Source organism: Curtobacterium sp. SP.BCo, from assembly GCF_051903265.1.
Classification (GTDB): Bacteria; Actinomycetota; Actinomycetes; order Actinomycetales; family Microbacteriaceae; genus Curtobacterium.
The window spans coordinates 1,573,101-1,595,822 of record NZ_CP194337.1; the positions used below are offsets into that span (position 1 = coordinate 1,573,101).

Sequence of the window (22,722 nt, forward strand, 5' to 3'; positions counted from 1 at the left end):
TGTGGTGCTATCCCTTCACGCCGGTGAGCGCGATGCCCTCGACGAATGCCTTCTGTGCGAAGAAGAAGATGACGACGACCGGGACCATGACGACGACGGTCATCGCCATCGTCATCGACCAGTCGGTGCCGTGCTGTCCGCGGAACGTGGCGAGCCCGTACGCCACCGGCCAGGCGGCCTGGTTCTCGGACGCGTAGAGGAGCGGGCCGTAGTAGTCGTTCCACGAATGGAAGAACATGAAGATCGCGGCGGACGCGATGCCCGGCCGGGCCATCGGCACGACGACCCGCCAGAGCACGCCCCACTCACTGCAACCGTCCATGCGGGCGGCGTCGCCGTACTCCTTCGGGATGGTCATGAAGAACTGCCGGAGCAGGAAGATGCTGAACGCGTCGCCGAGCAGGTTCGGCAGGATCAGCGGCCAGAGCGTGCCGGTCAGGTGCAGGTGCGACCACATCACGTAGACCGGCACCGCGGTGACCTGCGGCGGCAGCAGCATCGCGACGATGATGATCGTGAAGATCGCGTTCGCGCCCCGGAACTTGATCTGCGCGAGGGCGTACGCCGCCGGCACCGAGCTGATCAGCATGAACGCCGTGGCGAGCACCGCGTACAGCGACGAGTTGCCGAACCACTGCGCGAGCGGGAGCTCGGTGAAGACCCGCCCGTAGTTCGTGAAGTCGAACGGCTTCGGGATGATCGACGCGGTCAGGGACTGGTTGCTCGACATGAGCGAGGTCAGCACTACGAACACGATCGGCGCGATCGTCAGGACCCCGAGCGCCACGAGGGCGGCGTGTTCGGCGATCCAGACGAGCATGCTCCGCCGCGGTCCGCGAGCGGCCCCGGTGGCGGTGCCGCGCGGAGCCCGGGCGAGCGGGGACTGGGAGACGGCGGTCATCAGGACTCCTCCGGTCGGAACACGCTGATGCGGCGCATCGTGAACACGAGCACCACGGCGGTGACGACGAACAGGACCACGGCCATCGCCGAGGCGTAGCCGAACTGGAAGTTCGCGAACCCGTGCTGGTAGAGCAGCTCGGTGTAGGTGAGCAGCGAGGTGCCCGGGTAGCCGAGCTGGGCGGCCGTGCCACCGCCGATCGTCGCCTTGCCGCTCGCCACACCGGAGGCCACGGCGGCCTCGGTGAAGTACTGCAGCGCGGCGATCACCCCCGTGACGGCGGCGAACCCGATGACCGGCGCGATCGTCGGCAGGGTGATGTGGCGCACCTGCTGCACGCCGTTCGCCCCGTCGAGCGACGCGGCCTCGTACAGGTCACGCGGGACGTCGAGCAGCGACGCCAGGAAGATGATCATGATGTCGCCCATCACCCAGACGCCCATGATCACGAGCGAGGGCTTCGACCACGCCGGGTCGTTGAACCAGAGCGGGCCGTCGATGCCGAACACGCGGAGGATCTGGTTCACGGGTCCGGTGCCGGGGTTGAACAGGAACACGAAGGCCACGACGCTCGCGACCGGCGGTACCAGGGCGGGCAGGTAGAAGAGCGTCCGCCAGAACCCGGTCGCGGTCTTCGCGCGGCTGAGGAGCCCCGCCACGAGCAGACCGCAGACGATCCGGACCGGCACCAGGATGACGACGAACCACAGCGTGTTGACGACCGCGGGCCAGATCTGCGGGTCCTGCGTGAACAGGAACCTGTAGTTCAGCAGTCCGACGAACTCGGGCTCCTGCAGCTGGTTGTACCGCGCGAACGAGTAGAAGATCGACGCGACGAGCGGGTAGGCGAAGAAGATCACCAGGCCCGCCAGGGCCGGCGCCAGCATCGTCAGGGCGACCAGGCGGCGGCGGGACTCTGCGGACCGGCGCCGGCGTGCGGGGGCCGTCGGGGGTACCGGACCCGACGCCGTCGGGCCCGTGGGCCGGGAGGCGCGGGTGGGTCGCGCCTCCCGTCCGGCGGTCTTGGTGGGTGTCGTCATCACGGACCAGCCAGCTGGTTCGCGTTGTCGATGTCGGAGTCCAGCTTCTTGAGCTCGGCGCCGAGGTCACCGCCGTCCTCCTGGTACGCCTGCCAGAACTTCGTGAAGGTGCCGATGTAGGCGGCGCCGTCGGCCGTGCCGGGCGAGGTCATCGTGTCCTTGTTGCCCGCGACGTCGACGAAGGTCTTGTAGTTCTCGTCGACCTCGAGGTCCGGGGACTGCAGCGCGGTGGTGAGCGTCGGGATGTTCTTCAGGCCGTTGCCCATCGTGACCTGCGCGTCCGTGTTGGTGGACAGGTACTTGAGCAGCGCCCACGCGAGTTCGGGCTGCTTCGAACCCTTCGCGATCCCGGCGACGTTGCCCGCGATGTACGTCGACCCGTAGTTGCCGAGGCCGTCGATGACCGGGGTCGGTGCCGTGCCGTAGTCCAGGTCGGGCTTCTGGTCCTTGATGAACGCCGTGCGGTACTCGCCGTCGATCTGCATCGCGACCTGGCCGGTCTGGAACGCGTTGTCGGCGGAGAACTCCTGGCCGAGGCCCGAGGTGAAGGCCTTGAGCTTGTCGTAGCCGATCTCGTCGACGAAGCCCTTCTGCCAGGTGATGAGCTGCTTCCACGCGGCGGACGTGCCGATGACGCTGTTGCCCTTGCTGTCGAGCCAGGAACCGTCGATCATCGGCGCCCAGTGCTCCGGCGAGTTCTCGTAGAAGTCGATGAGCGGGTTGAAGCCGAGCTGCTTGATCGAGCCGTCGGCGTTGTAGGTCGTGAGCTTCAGCGCGTCGGCCTTCAGCTCGTCGAGGGTCTTCGGCGGCGTCGTGATGCCGGCCTTCGCGAGCAGCGGCTTGTTGTACATGAGCGCGCTGACGTCCGCGAGCGCCGGCAACGTGCACCGCGTGCCCTTGTACTGCGTGTACGACCGCACCGCCTTCGGGATGTCCGACAGGTCGACCTTGTCCCGCTTGATGTACGGCGAGAGGTCACGGAAGGCGCCGGAGGAGCAGAAACTGCCGACGATCGCCGTCGAGTAGGACAGGCCGACGTCGATGTTCTGTCCGGACGAGATCGCCTTCTGGAGCTTCTCGTCGTCCTGACCGGCGTGGATGTCGACGGTGACGCCGGGGTTCGCCTTCTCGAAGCCCGCGACGGCCTGCTTCACCACACCGGCTTCGCGGCCGGTGAAGAAGTGCCACAGCGACACGGTGCCCTTCAGCTCCTTCGGGGCGGTCTTGTCGACGGTGTCGGCGCTGCTGCCGGAGCTGCAGCCGGCGACGACGAGGGCACCGACGGCGGCGACGGCCGTTGCGGTGGCGATGCGGCGGAACGCGGCCCGGCGCGGGGCGTTCGGTTCGGGGAGGGACACTGCGGTACTCGCTCTCTGGTCTCGCTCCGACGCAGCCCGTTTCCGGGCGCGACGAAGAGCCCTGGGGCAGGGCTGGGTGATGGTGCCTCGAGTGGTGCGGGTGGGACGGTTCAGGGGCGCTCGGCGGGGTCCGGTGCGGGCGCATCGTCGCTGATGCGCTCGAGCCGGTCCGCGAGTGCGGTGCGGACGACGTCGATGAGGACGTGTCGTGCACCGTGCAGGACGGGGGTGTCGGGGACGCCGGGGGCCACGACGGCGGTGGACCAGCGGGTGCGGGTCCGGAGCCAGGCGGTCACGGCGGCGGCCAGGGCGGGGCCGCCCGCGATGCCGGTCGGGCCGTGCAGCACGACCGTCTCGGGATCGGCGACGGCGAGGGCGGGGAGCACGTTGTGCCCGACGCGCTCGCCGAGGGCGGTGGTGAACGGGTGCTGCTCGGGGAGGCCGGGCAGCTGGGGGAGCACCTGGCGCCAGTCGGCTGCGGTGCCGTCCGGTGCCGTGATCCCGTGCTCGGCGGCCAGGGCGACGATCGCGGACTCGGAGATGAGGTCCGCGACGATCGTGACCGTCGGGTCGATGGAGCGTGCGTCCGCGGGCACGCTGAGGTAACCGATCTCGCCCGCGGCACCGGACGCCCCGGTGTGCAGGTGGCCGCCGAGGTCGAGGGCCATGCCGAGGCCCTCCGCCATCCAGAACAGCGCGAACGATCCCGGGGTCCTGCCGGCACCCATGTTCCGCTCGGCGATCGCGGCGAGGTTGGCGTCGTTCTCGATCACGACGCGGACGCCGAGCGCGGCGGACAGGGTCGCGGAGACCTGGTCGCGGGGCCAGCCGGGCAGGCCGTCCGTGAAGATCAGCGTGTCGGTGGCGTGGTCGATGCTCGCCTGCACCCCCACGGCGACGGCGGTGACCAGGTCCGGGTCGACGCCGGCTGCGGCTGCGGCGCGGCTGACCGCCGCGGCGACGATGTCCTCGCCGGGGGAGCGCATCTCGTGCTCGTCCATCCGGTGCTCGGCGACGGGGTAGGTGCGGCCGGTCGCGTCGACGACGGTGGAGCGGACGTCGACGAGCTGTACGTCCACGGCGACGGCGAGGTCGCGGTCGGTCGTCGCCTCGTACACGACGGCGCTCGGGCCACGGCGGCCGACCTGTGTCGCGGTGCCGGCGTCGTGGATGAGGTCCGCCGCCTCGAGTCGACGGATTATCTCGGCAGCGGTCGGCTTACTGAGGCCGGTGCGCTGGGCGATCTCGTTGCGGGTGAGCGGGCCGTCGTCGAGGAGCAGCTCGAGCGCGGCCCGGTCGTTGAGCACGCGCAGCAGTCCGGGCTGGCCGGGGGTGCGTCCTCGTGTGGTCATGTCGAGGACTCTAACGGACAACCTTCTTTACTGAAAGGTTTGTTTACCGATTCGAAACACGCGTTCTGTTCTGCGAAACGCGCACGCTGCGGACGGGAGGCGCGGGGCGGGCCCGACCCGCGCCTCCCGTCCGGGACGTGGCCGGCCGGGCGCCGGGCCGAGCCTCGGCATCCGGCCGGCCGGACGCCGGGCCGAGCCTCGGCGTGACGGACGGTTTCGCGGTGCGCGCGGCGCAGGAGTGTCCGCCGAGCCGAGCTTCGGCCGGGCCGCGCCGGCGTGCGCGGCGCACGCGCGGCGGCACCGGCGTGCGCGCGGCGGCACCGGCCTGCGCGGCGCGGCACCTACGGGCGCAGCAGCACCTTGATCGCCCGGCGCTCGTCCATCGCGCGGTACGCCTCGGCGGTCTCGTCGAGGGGCAGCTCGAGGTCGAACACCCGACCGGGCTCGATCGCCCCCGAGAGCACGTCGGGCAGCAGCTCCGGGATGTACTTCCGCGCCGGGGCCATGCCGCCCGCGATCGTGATGTTCGTGTCGAAGAGGTAGCGCGTCCCGATCGTCGGCACCCCGTGCGGCACCCCGACGAACCCGAGGTTGCCGCCGGCCCGCACCGAGTGCAGCGCCTGGTCCATGCTCTCCTCGGTGCCGACGGCCTCGACGGCGCAGTCGGCCAGGTCGCCGCCGAGCAGCTCCCGGACCGCCGCGACACCCTCCGCGCCGCGGGCCTCCACGATGTCGGTCGCACCGAACTCGCGGGCGAGCGCCTGTCGGTCGGCGTGCCGGCTCATCGCGATGATCCGCTCGGCACCGAGGCGCTTCGAGGCGAGCACGGCGGACAGCCCGACCGCACCGTCACCCACGACGACGACGGTCTTGCCGGGGCCGACGGCTGCGGACACGGCGGCGTGGTGTCCGGTGGAGAACACGTCGGAGAGGGTCAGCAACGACGGCACGAGCGCGGGGGCGACCGGTCCGGGCACCGCGACCAGCGTCGCCGAGGCGTCCGGGATGCGGACGTACTCGGCCTGCGCGCCGCCGACCGGATCGCCGTAGGCGTCCTTCCCACCGAAGCCGGAGAGGTGGTCGCAGCCGGTCGTCATGCCGTTGCGGCACGCCTGGCAGGTGCCCTCGTTCATGGTGAAGGGGGAGATGACGAAGTCGCCGACGTGCAGGTCGGTCACCGCGTCGCCGACCGCGACGACCTCGCCGACGAGCTCGTGCCCGATCGGGTGCGGCTCCTTCGTCGTCGTCACGCCGCGGTACGGCCACAGGTCGGAGCCGCACACGCACGCCGCGACGACCTTGACGACGGCGTCCCCCGGCGTGATGAGGTCGGGCTGGTCGCGGTCCTCGACACGGATGTCGTTCGGGGCGTGGATGATCGCTGCGCGCAAGAGGGGAGCCTTCCGTCGAGATGGTGGGGATCGGCCGGTCGACGTCGTCCGGAGCCGACTCGACAGTACCCTCGTGCGGGTGGACGACGACCGGTACGGCGGGGATGTGCTCTCGGGGGACTGGCGCTCCCGTGGCGTGAAGAAGGTGCGGCAGGTGCCGCTCGAACGGGACATGGTGCTCGAGGACCCGGCGACCGGGTGGGCCGGCGCCGTCGTGCGGCTCGAGGCCGGCAACGTCGAGCTCGAGGACTGGAAGGGCCGCACCCGTTCGTTCCCGTTCAGCGGGCAGTTCCTGCTCGAGGGTGAGCTGGTGACGCTGGGTCGGCCGCAGGCGCCGGTCGGCCGTTCTGCCGCAGCCGCGCGGGGCGCGTCCGGTCAGGGTGCGCCGTCGTCCGGGAGGCCCGGGGCAGCGCCCGCCGTGCGGCACGCGTCCGACGGTGGTCGCCTCCGCACCGCGTCCGGATCGTTCGCGGTGGAGTCGCAGCGTGCCCGGGTGGCCCTGCCCTCCCGGATCATGGTCGAGGGCAAGCACGACGCCGAGCTCGTCGAGAAGGTCTGGGGTGCCGACCTCCGTGTCGAGGGTGTCGTCGTCGAGGAACTCTCCGGCGTCGACAACCTGGCCGCGGTGCTGGACGAGTTCCAGCCGTCGCGCGACCGCCGTGTGGGGGTACTCGTCGACCACCTCGTGCCCGGGTCGAAGGAGTCCCGCTTCGCGTCCTCGGTCATGCAGGGCAAGTGGGGCGCTCACGTCCTGGTCGTGGGGCACCCGTTCGTGGACGTCTGGCAGTCGGTGAAGCCCGGACGGCTCGGCCTCGAGTCGTGGCCGACGATCCCGCGGTCGATCGAGTGGAAGCAGGGCATCTGCCAGCACCTCGGCTGGCCGCACGCGGAGCAGGCCGACATCGCCCGGGCGTGGCAGCGGATCCTCGGGCAGGTGCGGACGTTCGCCGACCTGGAGCCGCAGCTGCTCGGCCGTGTCGAGGAGCTCATCGACTTCGTGACGGAACCGCGGGGCTGATGCGCCGGGCGCCGGGCGCCGGGCGCCGCGCCGCGCGCCGGGACGTGCGCGCCGCGCGCCGCCTCGCACCGTGCGACCCCCGCGCTGCTCGCTCACGCAGCGTGCGAGGTCCCGTGCAGCGTGGCACCCGCGGGGCCCCGCACACTGCGCCGCGCCTCGCACCCAGCGCGCGGCAGAGCGCCGCGTCGCACCGTGCGACCCCCGCGCTGCTCGCTCACGCAGCGTGCGAGGTCCCGTGCAGCGTGGGACCCGCGGGGCCTCGCACACTGCGCGGCACCTCCCACCGAGCGCGCCGCCAAGCGCGCGCCACCTCGCACCGTGCCAGGCGCCGACCGGCCCACATCCCCGCAAATCCGGGGCGAACACGGGCGTGGCGCATACCCTTGACGCATGGACGGCATCGACGGACGTGTGCGCAGCGCCGTCGACGTCTGGCTGCGCTGGCTGCCCCGGTGGCAGATCGGCACCGCTCGCCCCCGGACCCGCATCTGCCGCAAGTGCACCGGCTCGCCGATCGCCACCGCCGCCGGGTTCGGACCGGACGTCCCGCACGCGGTGCAGCACGCACTGATCGGCCGCATCTCGACCATCGTCGAGGACGCCGTCGACGACTACACGGCCCGGAACCTGCCGCTCCTGCAACGGGAACTCGAGCGGGCGGCAGCGCGGAAGCGGCACGCCGGCTATCAGCCCACCGAAGGCCTGCAGCCCGAGTTCCAGGGCCTGGACGTCGATCCGGAGCCGTCGCCGGGCGAGCCCTTCCTCTTCACGCTCGGGGAACTGACCGGGACGGGAGCCCAGGAGCAGGCCCCCCGCGAGCCGCTGTCGGATGAGGCGAAGTCGGCACTCCGCCACGAGATCGCACTGTCGGACGAGTGTGCGCAGTCCACCGGCGCGGCGGTCTGCCTCGCGCTGATCGACCACCGGCCGCGGATCGCCGAAGCCGTCGAACGTCTGGTCGAGCCGCAGATCGAGGCGTTGGTGTCCGACATGTTCCGCGGGTTCGACGGGCCGGAGGCCTCCCGCGACGGCCTGTTCTGACGAGCCGGTGAAGACGCGTCAGCGCAGACGCGTCGGCGCTCGGTGCGTCAGCGCCGGGTACGGCGGCTCGTTCCACGGAGGACCAGCCGGGCGATCCCGCGCCACCCGAGCAGGAACACCCCGAGCACGATCGTCGCGACGATCACGAACGAGATCGGCAGCGGGTTGCCGTCGACGTCGCCCTGCCCGGTGGCGACGCGGATGACCATGCCGCCGGCGACCGTCAGCACCCAGACGACCACACCGGTCGGCCAGAACCGCAGCGGGCGCCTCCACGCGACACTCACCAGGTACCCGACGGCCCAGCCGGCCAGGAAGGGGTAGGCGGTCGTCCACAACCCGAGCGCCGCGTTCGACTCACCGTGCGAGGAGCGCCCGATGAGGGCGAAGAGGACGATGAGCACGACGTCGATCACGGCTGCGAGCCAGGCCCAGGTGCGATTGGTCACCGGACCATTCTCGCAGCCGCGCGCTGCAGGCAATTCCCCGTAGCGAGCCTGTGGAGACATCGGGTCCGTCCACCGATCCGCCGAGGTCCCTCGCACCGTGCGCTCCCGCCCGGACGATCGTCGGATGACCGGATCGCCCGCCTTCCCCGCCGTCCCCGACTGCCCGTGGTTCGTCGTCAACGACGACCACCCCGACCTCGCTCGGCGCCTCCGCGCGCGCGCCCGGGCCGGAGAACTCCGACGGATCGCGCACGGCCGGTACGTCCCGGTGGATGCGTTCGATCGACTCCGACCAGAGCAACGACACCACGTCCTCGTCCGCTCCCTGGTCGATCGCATCCGTCCGCGGTTCGTCGTGTCCCACCTGTCCGCAGCCGCAGTGCTCGGCGTGCCGTTCCTCCGGGAGTGGCCGCGACGCGTGCACCTGGTCCGACCCCAGGAGGACGCGCGCACCACGAGTGCCACCTTCGTCGTGCACGCGGACCTCTCGCCGGAGATGCCGGGCATCTGGCGGTTCCGGACCGACGGCCTCCGGGTGACGAACTCGGAGCGGACCGCAGTGGACCTCGCGATGACGTTGCCGATGCTCGACGGCGTCGTGGCACTCGACCGGCTGCTCCGACTCGGGGCCGACGGGCAGCGCATCCGCGACGGCATCGAGCGGCGTTCGACCCGTGGGCGCCGGCGCGCCCTCCGTTCCCTGGAGTTCGCGGACCCGGCGGCCGACACCCCGGGGGAGTCGGTCGCGCGCGTGCGCCTCGACGAGTACGGCGCGCCCACACCCGTGACGCAGCACCGGTTCCAGGAGCGGGGACTCCCGGACATCGTCGTCGACCTCTGGCTGCCCGAGCTCGGGGTCGTCATCGAGTTCGACGGCGAGGTCAAGTACCGCGACCGCGCGATGCGAGCCGGGGCCTCAGCCGAGGACGTGGTGATCGCCGAGAAGCACCGCGAGGACCGCCTGCGGGCGTTCGACGAGGTCAGGCAGGTCATCCGGCTGGGTTGGTCGGACCTGTGGAACGAGGCGGCGTTCCGCGGCAAGCTCCGCCGTGCGCACGTCCCGATGCGGCACTGACCCGCGCGGCTTCGCCCCGCACGGTGCGAGGACGCCCCCGCGCGGTGAGCGGTACCGCGCAGTGTGCGAGGCGCCGCGGGTGCCACGCAACGTGGAACCTCGCACATTGCGGGAGCGACTGCGGGAGCGACCGCGCGCGCCGCAGCCGGGCGTTCACGATCGCGTCACCTGCGGTTCGCCCCGGCCCGGCAGGATGCCGCGATGACGCTCAGTCCGCACGCACCCGTCACGTCCGCCACGGCGCGGGACACGGCCGGGAGGCACGGCGTGCGTCCGCCACGCCTCGTCGCCCACCGCGGTGCGCCGCGCGTCCGGCGCGAGAACACGCTGCCCGCCGTCGCGGTCGCCGAGGCGCTCGGCGCGGACTGCATCGAGGTCGACGTCCGGCGGACCGCCGACGGTGTCGCGGTGCTGCTGCACGACGAGACCCTCGGGCGGATGTGGGGCGACGCACGCCGGGTGTCCGAGGTGGACTGGTGCGACGTCGCCCGCCTCGGGAACGGCCTCGACCGCATCCCGCGACTGGACGCCGTCCTGGAACGGCTCGACGGCTGCGCCGCGACGCTCGTCGTCGACCTGGCGGACCCGGCGGACGCACTCGTCGCGGCCCGCACCGTCGCCGGTTCCGGGGGGAACGTCGGGGTGGCCTTCTCCGGCACGCCGGCCGCGATGGCGACGGTGCGTTCGTCGCTGCCGCACGCCGACCTCTGGCTTGCGTGGGAGTCGCTCGAGCCCCCGACCGCCGCGGACCTCGAGTCGCTGCGCCCCTCGACGCTCCACCTCGACGTCGCGTTCCTCACCGCACGCACCGTCGAGACCGCGCACGCGCTCGGGCTCCGGGTCGCCGTGCGGACCGTCGACGACGCGGCGCCCGCACGCTGGGCGGCCCGTCTGGGCGTGGACTCGATCACCACGGACGACGTCGCATCCGTCCGGGCCGCACTCGCCGGGGCGGAGCTGGACGGCTCCGCGGAGCACGACCGGGAGCCGACCGAGGCGGAGATCGCCGCGCGCGCTCAGGCACTCGCGCACCGGATCGCGCACGAGGTGATCGCGTTCACCCGGGAGCACCCGGTCGGGACGGTCTCCGCGAAGGCCGACCCGGCCGACCTCGTCACCGACGTCGACCGGTCGGTCGAGCGACTCGTGCGGTCCCGGGTCCGGGCGGCCTTCCCGACCCACGGCTTCACGGGCGAGGAGTACGGCACAGCACCGGGGGACCGGAACCACTGGTTCCTCGATCCCGTGGACGGCACCACGAACCTGGTGAACGGGGTGCCCTGGACCGCGATGTCGCTGTGCCTCACGCGCGGCGGCCGGCCGCTCGTCGGCGTCGTCGCGGATCCGTGGCGCGGAGAGGTGCTCGAGGCCCGGCGTGACCGCGGAGCGACCCTGCGTGACCGCCCCCTCCGCCTCGACGACGCACCCCGACCGCTCGCCGGCGCGGTCGTCGGCACGGAGCTCGACGGGCACCGTCCGTGGCCGGGGTTCGGTACCTTCCTCGAGGCCCTCGCCGACCGGTCCTGCACGCTGCGGGTGCAGGGCTCGGGCACGCTCACGATCGCGCAGGTCGCCGCGGGGCGGGGCATCGGCGGCTGCGTGTCGGCGTTCGACCCGGTCGACCACGGCGCCGCGGTGCTGCTCGTGCACGAGGCCGGCGGTGTCGTGCTCACCCGGTCGGGTCCGGTCGACGGCTTCCCGGCGGTGGGGGAGCCGTTCCTCGTCGCGCACCCCGGGGCGGCCGACGAACTGCACGCCGTGTGGACGGCGGCGCTCGCCGCCGGCTGAGCCGGGACGGTGACGGAGCCGGGACGGTGACGGACTGGAGGCGCGTGGCGGCCCCGCCCCGCGCCTCCAGTCCGTCCGGTGGGTCGCCGGGGCGTCAGGCCTGCGCGATCCGCACCGTGTTGCCGGCGGGGTCGCGGACGGCCGCGTCGCGGACGCCCCAGAACTGGTCGGTGGGCTCCTGCAGGACCTCGGCGTCCGGACTGGCGGTGATCCGGTCGAACGTCGCGTCGAGGTCGCTCACCCGGAGCTGCAGCATCGAGAGCCCACCCTTCGCGAGCAGTGCCGCGATGGCCTCGCCGTCCTCCTGCGAGCGGCCGGCGTGCGGCTCGGACAGGACGAGTTCGAGGTCGGCGTGGTCCTCGCTCACCAGGGTCACCCAGCGGAACCCGCCGTTCTCGACAGTGTTCCGGACGGAGAAGCCGAGGACGTCGCCGTAGAACGCGACGGCGGCGTCGATGTCGTCGGCGAGCACGTGCACGCCACTGATCTGGATCGTCATGGCAGTGACCCTAGGACCGTCCGCCGCCCGCGCGCTTCTCCGTTCCTGCTCGGACCGGCCGGGTGACGGTCATCGTGTGGCAGCTCCACTGTCCGGCGAGGGCGTCGTGGTCGGCGGCGCGGTACTCCGTCGGCGTCATCCCGACGAGTTCGGTGAACCGGGACGAGAACGACCCGAGGCTCGTGGCGCCGACGGCCACGCAGACCTCGGTCACGCTGAGCGTCGTGCTCCGGAACAGTGCCTGCGCGCGCTCGATCCGCCGGGTCATCAGGCACGCGTACGGGGTCTCGCCGTAGGCGGCGCGGAAGCGGCGGCTGAAGTGCGCCGTCGACATGAACGCGGCGGCGGCCAGCCCGGGGACGTCGAGCGGCTCCGCGTGGTCGCGGTCCATCCGGCTGCGGGCGCGGCGCAGCCGTCGGAGTTCGTCGAGGTCCGCCGTCACGGGGCCATCCTGCACCGACCGGCTCACGGGTGACTCTGTGCGGGCGTACAGTCAGCGGACGTCCGTGCTCCCTACTGTGGCGGCATGGGATTCCTCGACCGCTTGCTCGGACGTCCGGAGCGCGACCAGAACGCCGCGCAGCAGAACCAGTGGAGCCAGCCGCAGGCGCCGCAGCAGCAGGGCTACCGGTACGGGCAGCAGTCGTACCAGCAGCCTGCCGCGGGCGCCCCGCAGTGGGGCGGTGGCGTCCCCGCCGCCGGCGGCCCGGGCGCTCCCGCTGCCTCGACCGATGACGAGCGCGCCGTCGAGCGGTACCGCTACCTCCTCCGCACCGCCCCGCCGGAGCGCATCGAGGAGGTCCACGCCGAGGCGTTCGCGACCCTGACCCCCGAGCAGCGCCGGATGGTCTACGACGAGTTCACCCGGACGGCGCCGACCGGCGAGGCGCCGCGAGGCGACGACCCGCGCTCCCTGGCCCAGGCGGCCACGCGCTCGGAGATCCGGCAGCCCGGGTTCATGGAGCGGTCGCTCGGCGGCATGGGCGGTGGCGGGATGGGCCAGCGCGCCGGAGGGCCGTCGTTCGGCCGGATGATCGGCGCGTCGATCCTCGGCACCGTGGCGGGCTACGTCATCGGTTCGGCCATCATGAGCGCGTTCCTGCCGGACCCCGGATCGTTCGACGGCGGTACCGATGCTGCGGGCGACGGTGGTTCGGAGGACACTGGAGCCGACTCCGCTGACGCCGGCGCGTCCGACGGCGGCGGGTTCGACAACGCGGGCTGGGGCGACGGCGGATCCGACTTCGGCGGTGGCTTCGGTGACTTCGGTGGCGACTTCGACGTGTGACGCGCCGCAGCTCCCACCGACCTACTGATATTCTCCTGGTCGACCAAGGAGCGACATGGCCATCATCGAAGCCTCCGGGCTGACGAAGACCTACCGTTCGAAGTCCGGGCCGGTCCACGCACTCGCGGGACTCGACCTCTCGGTGCCGCAGGGCACCGTGAAGGCACTGCTCGGGCCGAACGGTGCCGGCAAGACCACGACCGTCAAGGTCCTCACCACCCTCATCACGCCGGACACCGGCACCGCGACCATCGACGGGATCGACGTCATCGCGGACCCGCAGGCGACCCGACGGTCGATCGGGGTCTCCGGGCAGTACGCCGCCGTCGACGAGAACCTCACCGGGTTCGAGAACCTCGAGATGATCGGGCGGCTCTACCACCTCGGTCGCCGGACGGCCCGTGACCGGGCACGTGAGCTCATCGACGTGTTCGACCTGGCCGAGGCCGGGGACCGACCCGTCAAGGGCTTCTCCGGTGGCATGCGGCGGCGGATCGACCTCGCCGGGGCCCTCGTGATGAACCCCCGCGTGCTGTTCCTCGACGAACCGACCACCGGGCTCGACCCGCGCAGCCGGCTCGCCCTCTGGGGCATCATCGAGGGGCTCGTCGCCGACGGCACGACGGTGCTCCTCACCACCCAGTACCTCGAAGAAGCAGACCAGCTCGCCGACGACATCGCGGTGATCGACGGCGGGACCGTCATCGCCGAGGGCACGTCGGACCAGCTCAAGGCCCAGGTCGGCGGGCACCGGGTCGTCGTCACGCTCGTCGACGAGACCGACGGCGACGCCGCGACCACCGTGCTGCGGCGGTACGGCACCGGCGAGGTCGAGGTGTCCGGCGACGGTCGGACCCGGGCGGTCGCCGTCGACGCCGGACCGTCGGCACTCCAGCGCGTCCTCGCCGACCTCGGTGCGGCAGGCATCGAGCTGCACGACGCCGGGATGCGCCGGCCCACCCTCGACGACGTGTTCCTCCGGCTGACCGGCCACGCCGCGACCGACGACGACGGCGATCCGGACGCACCCGCGGCGGGGAAGCAGCAGGCCAAGCAGAAGGAGACGGCGCGATGACCGCCACCACCACGGCGCTCGGCCGGCAGCTGCCCGTCGTCGTCACCTCGCCCGCCGCGGTCTGGTTCGAGGACGGCTGGACCGTCACGAAGCGGAACCTCGTCAAGATCAAGCGCTCGCCGGACATGCTCGTGTTCGCGGTGCTGCAACCGATCATGTTCGTGCTGCTGTTCAGCCAGGTCTACGGCGGCGCGATCGCGGTCGAGGGAACGGACTACACGCAGTTCCTGATGGCGGGCATCTTCGCGCAGACCGTCGTCTTCGGCGCGACGTTCTCGGGCTCGGCGATGGCGCAGGACCTGAAGGAGGGGCTGATCGACCGGTTCCGCACCCTGCCGATGTCGGCGTCCGCGGTGCTCGTCGGTCGGACGAACTCCGACCTCGTGCTCAACGGGATCTCGATGGCGATCATGATGCTCACCGGGCTCGCGGTCGGGTGGCGCGTGAACTCCTCGCCGCTGGAGTTCCTCGCCGGCATCGGCCTGCTGCTGCTCTTCAGCTACGCGTTCAGCTGGGTGATGGCGCTGCTCGGTATGAGCGTGAAGACGCCGGAGGTGATCAACAACGCCTCGTTCATGATCCTGTTCCCGCTCACGTTCATCTCGAACGCGTTCGTGCCCAGCGACACCCTGCCGTTGGTGCTGCGGGTGTTCGCGGAGTGGAACCCGGTGTCGTCGCTCGTGCAGGCCGCGCGGCAGCTGTTCGGCAACGTCGGCTCGGCTCCGGTGCCGGACATCTGGACCATGCAGCACCCGGTCGTGACGGTGCTGATCGGCATCGCGGTGATGCTCGTGGTCTTCGTGCCGTGGGCGGTGAACAAGTACACCCGGATCAGCGCGAAGTAGCGGGTGCGCACCTGCGCCACCCGGACGGCTTACCATCGTCTCCGTGACCGCGACAGACGCCGAGCGGGCCGCGGAACGCGACGCGACCGAGCCAGCACCCGACCGCAGCACCAGGGTGCGCCGCTGGATGCTGCACGGGGCCGATCAGGGTGCCTCGCACCAGGGGCCGCACCAGGTCGAGGTCGAGAAGACGCACTCGTGGTGGCGCGTCATGTGCCTCACCGGTGTCGACTACTTCTCGACGCTCGGGTACCAGCCGGCGATCGCCGCGCTGGCCGCCGGGCTGCTCTCGCCGATCGCGACGATCGTGCTCGTGCTCGTCACGCTCTTCGGGGCCCTGCCCGTCTACCGGCGGGTGGCCCAGGACAGCTTCCGCGGCGCCGGGTCGATCATGATGCTCGAGAAGCTGCTGCCCTGGTGGGCCGGCAAGCTGTTCGTGCTCGTCCTGCTCGGGTTCGCGGTGACGGACTTCATGATCACGATGACGCTCTCGGCCGCCGACGCCACGGCGCACATCGCCGAGAACCCGTACACGCCGCACTGGTTCACCGAGATCCCCGTCCCGCTGACCCTCGCGCTGCTGCTCCTGCTCGGCATCGTGTTCCTCCGCGGCTTCAAGGAGGCGATCGGCATCGCGGTCGCCCTCGTCGGCGTCTTCCTGGCGTTGAACGCGATCGTCGTCGTCGTGGCGCTGTGGCACGTGTTCGAGCACCCGATGGTGGCGAACGACTGGTGGAGCGGTCTCACCGCGCAGCACAGCAACCCGCTCGTGATGGTGGGCATCGCGCTCGTCGTGTTCCCGAAGCTCGCGCTCGGCCTGTCCGGTTTCGAGACCGGTGTCGCGGTCATGCCGCAGGTCCGCGGTGACGCCGCCGACGACACCAGTGCCCGTCCGGAGGGCCGGATCCGCGGCACCAAGCGGCTGCTGACCGTCGCCGCGGTGATCATGAGCTCGTTCCTCATCACGTCGTCGATCGTCACGACGTTCCTCATCCCGCAGCGCGAGTTCCAGCCGGGCGGCGGGGCGAACGGCCGAGCGCTGGCCTACCTGGCCCACGAGTACCTGGGCGGCGTGTTCGGCTCCGTCTACGACTTCTCCACCGTCGCGATCCTCTGGTTCGCCGGGGCGAGCGCGATGGCCGGGCTGCTCAACCTCGTGCCGCGCTTCCTGCCGCGGTACGGCATGGCCCCGCAGTGGGCGCGGGCGACGCGGCCGCTCGTCATCATCTTCACGCTCATCGCGTTCGTCATCACGATCATCTTCGACGCGAACGTCGACGCGCAGGGCGGGGCGTACGCGACCGGTGTGCTGGTCCTGATCACCAGCGCTGCCGTCGCAGTGACGCTCTCGGCACGCCGGAAGCAGCAGAAGAAGCGCACCATCGCCTTCGGCATCATCTCGGTCGTGTTCGTCTACACCACGGTCGCGAACGTGATCGAGCGGCCCGACGGCGTCCGGATCGCGGCGGTGTTCATCATCGCGATCGTCGTGGTGTCGCTGATCTCCCGGGTCCGGCGGTCGTTCGAGCTCCGCGCATCGTCGATCGAGCTGGACGCCACCGCCCGGCAGTTCGTCGAGGCGGACGCCGACCAGTTCAGCTCGGTCTGCATCATCGCGAACGAGCCCGGCGCCGGCACGGCCGAGGCGTACCGGGCGAAGGGGCGCGAGGAACGCCGCGACTCCGGCATCCCGGCCCGCGTCCCGACGATGTTCCTCGAAGTGCTGCCGGCCGACTCGTCCGACTTCGAGGAGGACCTCGTCGTCGAGGGGCACGTCATCCACGGCCACCGGGTGCTCAAGGTCCGCTCCGGGAACGTGCCGAACACCATCGCGTCGACCCTCTTGGCGATCCGCGACATCGCCGGTGTCGTCCCGAGCATCTACTTCGAGTGGAACGAGGGCAGCCCGATCCGCAACGCCATCCGCTTCGTGTTCACCGGGGCCGGCGACGTCGCCCCCGTGACGCGTGAGGTCCTCCGCGAAGCCGAACCCGACGTGAACCGCCGACCGAGCGTCCACGTGTCGTGACGGGCGGGGCGGACGCGACCCGTGCCTCCAGGCCGGTCGGCGGCCTCGCGGCGGTGCTCGTCGCCGCAGCCGTGTGGGGCACCACCGGCACCGCGACGCACTTCGCGCCCGGCGTCCCCGCCTTCGTCTTCGGAGCGGTGACCTTCGGGCTCGGTGGACTCGTGCTCGCCGTCGCGGCCGGCCGTGGCGCCGTGCGGGCGATCGCCCGTCCCGCAACGCGGGGCTGGTCGATCCTCGGGGCGGCTTCCCTCGTGGTCTACGCGGTCACCTTCTACGCGGCACTCGCGGACGCGGGCGTCGCCCTCGGCACGACGATCGCGATCGGTTCGTCGCCCGTCTTCGCCGGGCTGGTCGAGTGGGCGGCGGACGGGAGGCGCGTCACACCCCGATGGGTCGTCGCCACGCTGGTGAGCGTGGCCGGTATGGTCGTCGTGACCCTGGCCCGGTCGGAGGGGTCCGGACCGGACGGGGCACCGCTGCTCGGCATCGGGAGCGCGCTGGCCGCCGGCTGCACGTACGCGCTCTACTCGTGGGCCGTCGCCCGCGGCATGCACGCCACGGGTGCGATCCCCGGTGGTCCCGTGGCCGAGATCGCGGAACGAGCGCGCCCGAACGCACGCGGACTCGTCGGTGCGGTGTTCGGCCTGGCCGCCGTGCCGCTCCTCGTGCTCGCGGTGGTCGGTGGGCACGACGCGCTCGGCGTGCCGTCGCACTGGCCGGTGTTCCTCTACCTGGCACTCGTGCCGACGGCGCTCGGTCACTCGCTGTACGCACTCGGGCTGCGGAGCGTCAGCGCCTCGGCGGCGACGCTGCTCTCGTTGTTCGAGCCCGTCGTGGCCGCGGTCCTCGCCGTGCTGGTCGTCGGGGAGCACCTCGGCGGTGATGGGTGGGCCGGCATCGTGTTGGTGGTCGTCGGGTTGGCGCTGCTGGCGGTGCCGGGGCGCCGGTAGCGGGCGCTGCCCGTCGCGCGCGCCGCTACTCGCCGAGGATCTGGTCGCGCACCTTCCGGCGCAGCACCTTGCCGATCATCGACCGGGGCAGGTCCTCGACCACGACGACCCGTCGCGGCACCTTGTACGCCGCCAGGTGCTCGCGCGACCAGGCGCGGAGCGCGTCGGCGTCGAACGAGGCCGGGTCCTTCGGCACGACCGCGGCGACGACCTGCTCGTTGCCCGCCTGCGTGATGCCGACGACCGCGACCTCCTTGACGCTCGGGTGCTTCAGCAAGGCGTCCTCGACCTCGGACGGCGACACGTTGAAGCCGCCCGTGATGATGAGCTCCTTGAGCCGGTCGACGATGCGGACGTAGCCGTCGGCGCCGATCGCGACGACGTCCCCGGTGCGGAACCAGCCGTCGGACGTGAAGACCTCGTCAGTCGCCTCGGCCTTGCCCCAGTAGCCGCGGAACACCTGCGGGCCACGGACCTGGAGCTCCCCGGGCTCGTCGATCCCGAGCACCGTCGTCGGGTCGTCGGGATCGGCGACCCGGGCCTCGGTGGAGGACAGCGGCAGCCCGATCGAGCCGAGTCGGCGGTCGGGGGAGACCGGGTTCGCCATCAGCACCGGGGAACACTCGGACAGGCCGTACCCCTCGACGAGGTACCCACCGGTCCGCTCCTCCCAGGGCTCGACGACGTCGGCCGACAGCGGCATCGCACCGGAGATGCCGATCTCGATGCCCTCGAGGGACACCTTCGCCGAGTCCGCCGCGTGCTGCAGTCGTGCGTAGATCGGGGGCACCGCGGGCAGGAACGTCGGCGGGTGCTTCTTCATGGCCGCGAGCACCAGCGCCGGGTCGAAGGCGGGGAAGAGCACCAGCCGCGAGGCCATGCTCATCGCGAAGGTCAGGCACAGCGTCAGGCCGTACGCGTGGAACATCGGGAGCACCGCGTACACGACGTTGTCGCCGCGGCGGATCTGCGGCACCCAGGCACGGGCCTGCGCCGCGTTCGCGATGAGGTTGCGGTGCGTCAGCACGGCGCCCTTCGGCGTGCCGGTGGTGCCCGACGTGTACTGGATGAGGGCGACGTCGTCCGTGGTCGGGCGCGGGTGCCGCTTCGACAGCTTCCGGGCCGACACGAGGTCGTCCCACCTCGTCGTGCCGCGGACCCTCGTCGTCAGCTTGGCGCGGGACTCGCGGGCCTTCGCGACCGGCAACGACAGGGCGATCCGGGTGCCGCGCGGCATCGCACGCGTGAGGTCGACCGAGACGATCGCGTCGAGCTTCACGTCGGCCGGGAAGTCCTGCAGCGTCGCGACGGACTTGTCCCAGGCGATGGCGACCTTCGCGCCGTGGTCCTCGAACTGGTGGCGGAGCTCGCGCGGCGTGTACAGCGGGTTGTGCTCGACCACGATCGCGCCGAGGCGGAGCACCGCGTAGAAGGCCACGATGTGCTGGGGGCAGTTCGGCAGGACGATGGCCACCCGGTCGCCCGCGGTGACACCGAGCTTGCGGAGACCGTTCGCCGCGCGGCTGATCTGCTCCTGCAGCTCGGCGTACGACGTCGTCCGCTTGAAGAACTCCAGCGCCACCTGCTTCGGGAAGCGCCGGGCCGACTCCTCCACGATGTCGGCGAGGGAACCCGTGGGCTCCTCGATGTCGTGCGGGACCCCCGGGGCGTACGAGGCAAGCCAGGGACGAGGCGTGTCGATGCTCACGCGACCCAACCTAGCGGCCCAGCCGAGCAGCCGCTGGGAGGTGCACCACGCCCGTTGCCGAGCGCACTGTCAGGGGCGCGACGGACGATGGCCGCATGCCCTCCGTCACCGATGCCTTCCGGTCCCGCCTCAACGACACGTTCACCGGGGGCGCCACGGAGCGACCGGCCTGGATCGACGAGCTCGAACAGGGCACGGATGCGGGCTACTTCGGCCCCGGATCGGCCACGTGGTCGGTGCACGGCGGTCGGCAGACGATCCTCGCGGGCGTCCGGGCGCTGCTCGTCCAGGCACTGCACCCCGGCGCACTCGCGGGGGTCGCCGACCACTCCCGGTACCGCGAGGACCCCTTCGGACGCCTCGCCGGCACCATCCGCTGGATCTACACCGTCTCGCACGGCGATACGGCGGCAGCCGACGGCGCGAGCGCGTGGGTCCGGAAGCTGCACGAGCGGGTCCGCGGCGAGTACGTCGACGGGCACGGGGTCACGAAGCCGTACGCCGCGAACGACCCCGACCTCGCCCGGTGGGTGCACCTGGCGTTCACGGATGCCTTCCTCCGGAGCGCGCAGCTCTGGGGCGACCCGATCCCCGGCGGCGCCGACGCCTACGTCCGTGAGTGGGCGATCGCCGGCCGGCTGATGGGCGTGGCGGACGCGCCGGAGTCCGACGCCGAGCTCCGGGAGCAGATGAACGGGTACCTCGACCGCGGCGAGCTCGCGGTGACGGCCCGGACGCTCGACGTGGTCCGCTTCATCAAGGACCCGCCGCTCGCGTACATGCTGCGGCCGGGGTACCGCGCGCTCTTCGGTGGCGCGGTCGCCTCGCTCGACCCGCGGCACCGGTCGATGCTCCGGTTGCGGACGCCGTCGGTCGGTCCGGTCGAGTTCCCGGTGCGCCGGACTGCCAGCCTCGTGCTCGACGGCATCGGCGCCGTGCTCGGACACCAGCCCGGGACGGAGCGCGCAGCGCTCACGCGCATCGCGCGGCTGGAACGCGAGGCCGCCGAGCAGCGCGCGTCCGGCGACGTGGACGCGACCGCCTGAGGCCGGGAGGCGCGGTGCCAGCCGGCACCGCGCCTCCCGGCCCACGGGTCGGTGCGTCAGAAACCGGACGGCACCCGAGGTGTGTACGCGGACTCGAGTCGCGTGACCTCGCCGTCCGTGAGCGTCATCGCGGCGGCCGCCACCGCGTCGTCGATGTGGTGCTGCTTCGTCGCACCGACGATCGGGGCGCTGACCGCCGACTTGCCGGCCACCCAGGCGAGCGCGACCTGCGCCATGCTCGTGCCGCGCGCCTCCGCGATCTCCTGCACCGCGGCGACGATCGCACGGTTGGCGTCCTCGTCCTGCCGGTAGAGCGTCTTGCCGAACTCGTCGCTGTCCGCCCGGCTGCCCGAGCCCTGCGCGTCCCACGGACGGGCGAGCTTGCCGCGGGCGAGGGGGCTCCACGGGATGACGCCGACGCCGGTGTGCTCGCAGAACGGGTGCATCTCGCGCTCCTCCTCGCGTTCGAGGAGGTTGTACTGGTCCTGCATGCTGACGAACGTCGTCCACCCGTGCAGCTCGGCGACGTGCTGCATCTCGGCGAACTGCCACGCCCACATGCTGCTCGCGCCGAGGTAGCGCGCCTTGCCCGACTTCACGACGTCGTGCAGGGCCTCCATCGTCTCCTCGACCGGGGTGAGCGGGTCGAAACGGTGGATCTGGTACAGGTCGACGTAGTCCGTGCCGAGGCGTGTCAGCGAGGCGTCGATCTCGTGCATGATCGCCGAGCGGGACAAACCCGCGCCGTTCCGGCCCGGTCGCATCCGGCCGTTGAGCTTCGTGAAGACCTGGACGTCCTCGCGCGGGGCGAGTTCCTTGAGGAGGACGCCGGTGATCTCCTCCGAGCTGCCCGCGGAGTACACGTTGGCGGTGTCGAACGTCGTGATGCCCTGCTCGAAGGCGTGCCGGACGAACGGGCGGGCCTCGTCGATGCCGACGCTCCACGGGTGGGCGCCGCGGTCGGGGTCGCCGTAGGACATCATCCCGAGGACGACGCTGCTGATCTCGAGGCCGGTGGCGCCGAGTCGGGCGGTCGCTGCGCCCTCCGGGCGGGCGGTTTCTGCTTCGGTCATGCCTTCACCCTGGCATCACGACCTGTGACGGCGAGGAGGCGGACCTGGAGCGGGGCGTCCTCGCCCACCTCGACCGGGGCGGCGTACAAGCCGGTGGCCGCGAGGTCCTCGATCTGCGGCTCGAAGTACTCCCACACGGCGCGGACGAGCTCGTCCGGGAGTTCCTCGTCGCTCCCCGTCGCGCGGGCGAGGTCCCACGTGTGGATCGTGATGTCGCTCGTCTGCTCGGTGAGGTACTCGCCGGCCGGGACGACGTCCGTCTCCAGGTGCACCGGGGTGTCAGCGGGCGAATTCCGCCAGGCTTCGGTCGCTTCCGTGGCGAATTTCGTCCACTCGGCGGCGAGGTCGTCGCCGATCTCCTCGAGGTCCGCCTCGGCCTGGGCGTAGTCGCACCCCGTGAGGAGCTTCGGGATCCAGCGCTGCTCGTCGATCACGTGCTGCACGAGGTCGCGGGTCGTCCACTCGGAGTCGGGGGTCGCGGCGTCCCAGTCGGTCACGGCGGCGACGCGGCGGCCGAACTCCGATGCCGCGAGGGCCTGCAGCGCGATCCAGTCGGTGGCCATGGTGGTGCTCCTGTTCGTGGGTGGGGCTGGCGGTGCCCGGGCGGGCGTTTTCGGTCCGGTGTGCGCGGGCGGGAGGGCTTTTTCGGTCCGGTGTGCGCGGGCGGGCGGGCGTTTTCGGTCCGCTGTGCGCGGGCGGGCGGGCGTTTTCGGTGCGGTGTGTTGCTCTGCAACCGGCGGGACGGTCCGCCGATTCCCGGGCATCGCGCTCGACCTCACGCTACTGCCCGCTCGGT

General features: G+C 71.9%; 21 protein-coding genes. 10 read left to right on the forward strand and 11 right to left on the reverse strand.

From position 1 onward, the window contains the following. Nucleotides 1–7: 7 nt before the first annotated feature. The 5 genes from ACRQ4B_RS07580 to ACRQ4B_RS07600 all read right to left on the reverse strand — a co-directional run bounded on the left by ACRQ4B_RS07580 (nucleotide 8) and on the right by ACRQ4B_RS07600 (nucleotide 6,042). Nucleotides 8–901: a carbohydrate ABC transporter permease gene (locus ACRQ4B_RS07580; RefSeq protein WP_439694079.1), complete on the reverse strand. Its 894-nt coding sequence runs from the start codon at nucleotides 899–901 to the stop codon at nucleotides 8–10. Further along, nucleotides 901–1,941 carry a carbohydrate ABC transporter permease gene (locus tag ACRQ4B_RS07585; RefSeq protein ID WP_439694080.1) on the reverse strand — a complete coding sequence of 347 codons (1,041 nt, stop codon included), beginning with the start codon at nucleotides 1,939–1,941 and terminating at the stop codon, nucleotides 901–903. Before ACRQ4B_RS07585 ends, ACRQ4B_RS07580 begins: the two co-directional genes overlap by 1 nt. After that, nucleotides 1,941–3,299, reverse strand: a complete 1,359-nt coding sequence (locus tag ACRQ4B_RS07590) for an extracellular solute-binding protein (protein WP_439694082.1) — start codon at nucleotides 3,297–3,299, stop codon at nucleotides 1,941–1,943. The genes ACRQ4B_RS07585 and ACRQ4B_RS07590 overlap by 1 nt, the downstream gene beginning before the upstream one ends. Nucleotides 3,300–3,409: 110 nt before the next feature. Then, nucleotides 3,410–4,651: an ROK family transcriptional regulator gene (locus ACRQ4B_RS07595; RefSeq protein WP_439694084.1), complete on the reverse strand. Its 1,242-nt coding sequence runs from the start codon at nucleotides 4,649–4,651 to the stop codon at nucleotides 3,410–3,412. 341 nt (nucleotides 4,652–4,992) lie between these two features. Then, nucleotides 4,993–6,042 (reverse strand): alcohol dehydrogenase catalytic domain-containing protein, encoded by a 1,050-nt coding sequence (locus ACRQ4B_RS07600; protein WP_439694086.1) that lies wholly within the window; start codon nucleotides 6,040–6,042, stop codon nucleotides 4,993–4,995. A 79-nt stretch (nucleotides 6,043–6,121) separates the two neighbouring features. Between ACRQ4B_RS07600 and ACRQ4B_RS07605 the strand changes: the two genes are divergently transcribed. Further along, on the forward strand, nucleotides 6,122–7,060 hold the full coding sequence (locus ACRQ4B_RS07605) for a DUF3097 domain-containing protein (RefSeq protein ID WP_439694088.1): 939 nt from the start codon (nucleotides 6,122–6,124) through the stop codon (nucleotides 7,058–7,060). Nucleotides 7,061–7,450: 390 nt separating this feature from the next. After that, entirely contained in the window at nucleotides 7,451–8,101 is a 651-nt protein-coding gene (locus ACRQ4B_RS07610; protein WP_439694089.1) for a spermidine/putrescine ABC transporter substrate-binding protein, read from the forward strand. Between the two features lie 47 nt (nucleotides 8,102–8,148). On the opposite strand, the gene ACRQ4B_RS07615 is transcribed toward ACRQ4B_RS07610, so the two are convergent. Beyond that, nucleotides 8,149–8,550 (reverse strand): DUF3054 domain-containing protein, encoded by a 402-nt coding sequence (locus ACRQ4B_RS07615; protein ID WP_439694091.1) that lies wholly within the window; start codon nucleotides 8,548–8,550, stop codon nucleotides 8,149–8,151. Between the two features lie 124 nt (nucleotides 8,551–8,674). On the opposite strand from ACRQ4B_RS07615, the gene ACRQ4B_RS07620 reads away from it, so the two are divergent. Further along, complete coding sequence (locus tag ACRQ4B_RS07620; protein WP_439694092.1) at nucleotides 8,675–9,625, forward strand: hypothetical protein; 951 nt, start codon at nucleotides 8,675–8,677, stop codon at nucleotides 9,623–9,625. Nucleotides 9,626–9,826: 201 nt separating this feature from the next. Then, nucleotides 9,827–11,413: an inositol monophosphatase family protein gene (locus ACRQ4B_RS07625; protein WP_439694093.1), complete on the forward strand. Its 1,587-nt coding sequence runs from the start codon at nucleotides 9,827–9,829 to the stop codon at nucleotides 11,411–11,413. Nucleotides 11,414–11,507: 94 nt separating this feature from the next. Here the strand turns inward: ACRQ4B_RS07625 and ACRQ4B_RS07630 are convergent, their stop codons facing one another. Both ACRQ4B_RS07630 and ACRQ4B_RS07635 read right to left on the reverse strand, forming a co-directional pair. After that, the gene (locus ACRQ4B_RS07630; RefSeq protein ID WP_439694094.1) at nucleotides 11,508–11,912 is read right to left on the reverse strand and encodes a VOC family protein; all 405 of its coding nucleotides are present in this window, start codon (nucleotides 11,910–11,912) and stop codon (nucleotides 11,508–11,510) included. A gap of 10 nt (nucleotides 11,913–11,922) precedes the next feature. Then, entirely contained in the window at nucleotides 11,923–12,303 is a 381-nt protein-coding gene (locus ACRQ4B_RS07635) for a helix-turn-helix transcriptional regulator (RefSeq protein ID WP_439694368.1), read from the reverse strand. A gap of 135 nt (nucleotides 12,304–12,438) precedes the next feature. On the opposite strand from ACRQ4B_RS07635, the gene ACRQ4B_RS07640 reads away from it, so the two are divergent. From ACRQ4B_RS07640 to ACRQ4B_RS07660, 5 genes are read left to right on the forward strand one after another with little or no spacing between them, the layout of a single operon-like run. After that, entirely contained in the window at nucleotides 12,439–13,200 is a 762-nt protein-coding gene (locus ACRQ4B_RS07640) for a hypothetical protein (protein WP_439694095.1), read from the forward strand. A gap of 55 nt (nucleotides 13,201–13,255) precedes the next feature. Then, a complete protein-coding gene (locus tag ACRQ4B_RS07645) occupies nucleotides 13,256–14,275 on the forward strand; it encodes an ATP-binding cassette domain-containing protein (RefSeq protein ID WP_439694097.1) in 1,020 nt (339 codons plus the stop codon). After that, complete coding sequence (locus ACRQ4B_RS07650) at nucleotides 14,272–15,120, forward strand: ABC transporter permease (protein ID WP_439694099.1); 849 nt, start codon at nucleotides 14,272–14,274, stop codon at nucleotides 15,118–15,120. The genes ACRQ4B_RS07645 and ACRQ4B_RS07650 overlap by 4 nt, the downstream gene beginning before the upstream one ends. Nucleotides 15,121–15,163: 43 nt before the next feature. Next, nucleotides 15,164–17,149, forward strand: a complete 1,986-nt coding sequence (locus ACRQ4B_RS07655) for an amino acid transporter (RefSeq protein ID WP_439694100.1) — start codon at nucleotides 15,164–15,166, stop codon at nucleotides 17,147–17,149. Beyond that, a complete protein-coding gene (locus ACRQ4B_RS07660) occupies nucleotides 17,146–18,099 on the forward strand; it encodes a DMT family transporter (RefSeq protein WP_439694101.1) in 954 nt (317 codons plus the stop codon). The genes ACRQ4B_RS07655 and ACRQ4B_RS07660 overlap by 4 nt, the downstream gene beginning before the upstream one ends. 25 nt (nucleotides 18,100–18,124) lie before the next feature. On the opposite strand, the gene ACRQ4B_RS07665 is transcribed toward ACRQ4B_RS07660, so the two are convergent. After that, on the reverse strand, nucleotides 18,125–19,807 hold the full coding sequence (locus ACRQ4B_RS07665; protein WP_439694102.1) for a long-chain-fatty-acid--CoA ligase: 1,683 nt from the start codon (nucleotides 19,805–19,807) through the stop codon (nucleotides 18,125–18,127). Between the two features lie 95 nt (nucleotides 19,808–19,902). Here ACRQ4B_RS07665 and ACRQ4B_RS07670 point away from each other — a divergent pair, with 95 nt between their 5' ends. Continuing rightward, nucleotides 19,903–20,853 carry an oxygenase MpaB family protein gene (locus ACRQ4B_RS07670; protein WP_439694104.1) on the forward strand — a complete coding sequence of 317 codons (951 nt, stop codon included), beginning with the start codon at nucleotides 19,903–19,905 and terminating at the stop codon, nucleotides 20,851–20,853. A 56-nt stretch (nucleotides 20,854–20,909) separates the two neighbouring features. Here the strand turns inward: ACRQ4B_RS07670 and ACRQ4B_RS07675 are convergent, their stop codons facing one another. Beyond that, the gene (locus tag ACRQ4B_RS07675; protein WP_439694105.1) at nucleotides 20,910–21,926 is read right to left on the reverse strand and encodes an aldo/keto reductase; all 1,017 of its coding nucleotides are present in this window, start codon (nucleotides 21,924–21,926) and stop codon (nucleotides 20,910–20,912) included. Continuing rightward, nucleotides 21,923–22,489 (reverse strand): TIGR03086 family metal-binding protein, encoded by a 567-nt coding sequence (locus tag ACRQ4B_RS07680; RefSeq protein WP_439694107.1) that lies wholly within the window; start codon nucleotides 22,487–22,489, stop codon nucleotides 21,923–21,925. Before ACRQ4B_RS07680 ends, ACRQ4B_RS07675 begins: the two co-directional genes overlap by 4 nt. Nucleotides 22,490–22,722: the final 233 nt, after the last annotated feature.

Excerpts from the sequence above, each read along its gene's own strand:
- ACRQ4B_RS07640 (WP_439694095.1), top strand. The coding sequence starts at position 12,439 with ATGGGATTCCTCGACCGCTTGCTCGGACGTCCGGAGCGCGACCAGAAC.
- ACRQ4B_RS07635 (WP_439694368.1), bottom strand. The coding sequence starts at position 12,303 with ATGGACCGCGACCACGCGGAGCCGCTCGACGTCCCCGGGCTGGCCGCC.
- ACRQ4B_RS07630 (WP_439694094.1), bottom strand. The coding sequence starts at position 11,912 with ATGACGATCCAGATCAGTGGCGTGCACGTGCTCGCCGACGACATCGAC.
- ACRQ4B_RS07625 (WP_439694093.1), top strand. The coding sequence starts at position 9,827 with ATGACGCTCAGTCCGCACGCACCCGTCACGTCCGCCACGGCGCGGGAC.
- ACRQ4B_RS07680 (WP_439694107.1), bottom strand. The coding sequence starts at position 22,489 with ATGGCCACCGACTGGATCGCGCTGCAGGCCCTCGCGGCATCGGAGTTC.
- ACRQ4B_RS07610 (WP_439694089.1), top strand. The coding sequence starts at position 7,451 with ATGGACGGCATCGACGGACGTGTGCGCAGCGCCGTCGACGTCTGGCTG.
- ACRQ4B_RS07580 (WP_439694079.1), bottom strand. The coding sequence starts at position 901 with ATGACCGCCGTCTCCCAGTCCCCGCTCGCCCGGGCTCCGCGCGGCACC.
- ACRQ4B_RS07595 (WP_439694084.1), bottom strand. The coding sequence starts at position 4,651 with ATGACCACACGAGGACGCACCCCCGGCCAGCCCGGACTGCTGCGCGTG.
- ACRQ4B_RS07675 (WP_439694105.1), bottom strand. The coding sequence starts at position 21,926 with ATGACCGAAGCAGAAACCGCCCGCCCGGAGGGCGCAGCGACCGCCCGA.
- ACRQ4B_RS07650 (WP_439694099.1), top strand. The coding sequence starts at position 14,272 with ATGACCGCCACCACCACGGCGCTCGGCCGGCAGCTGCCCGTCGTCGTC.
- ACRQ4B_RS07585 (WP_439694080.1), bottom strand. The coding sequence starts at position 1,941 with ATGACGACACCCACCAAGACCGCCGGACGGGAGGCGCGACCCACCCGC.
- ACRQ4B_RS07670 (WP_439694104.1), top strand. The coding sequence starts at position 19,903 with ATGCCCTCCGTCACCGATGCCTTCCGGTCCCGCCTCAACGACACGTTC.
- ACRQ4B_RS07645 (WP_439694097.1), top strand. The coding sequence starts at position 13,256 with ATGGCCATCATCGAAGCCTCCGGGCTGACGAAGACCTACCGTTCGAAG.
- ACRQ4B_RS07620 (WP_439694092.1), top strand. The coding sequence starts at position 8,675 with ATGACCGGATCGCCCGCCTTCCCCGCCGTCCCCGACTGCCCGTGGTTC.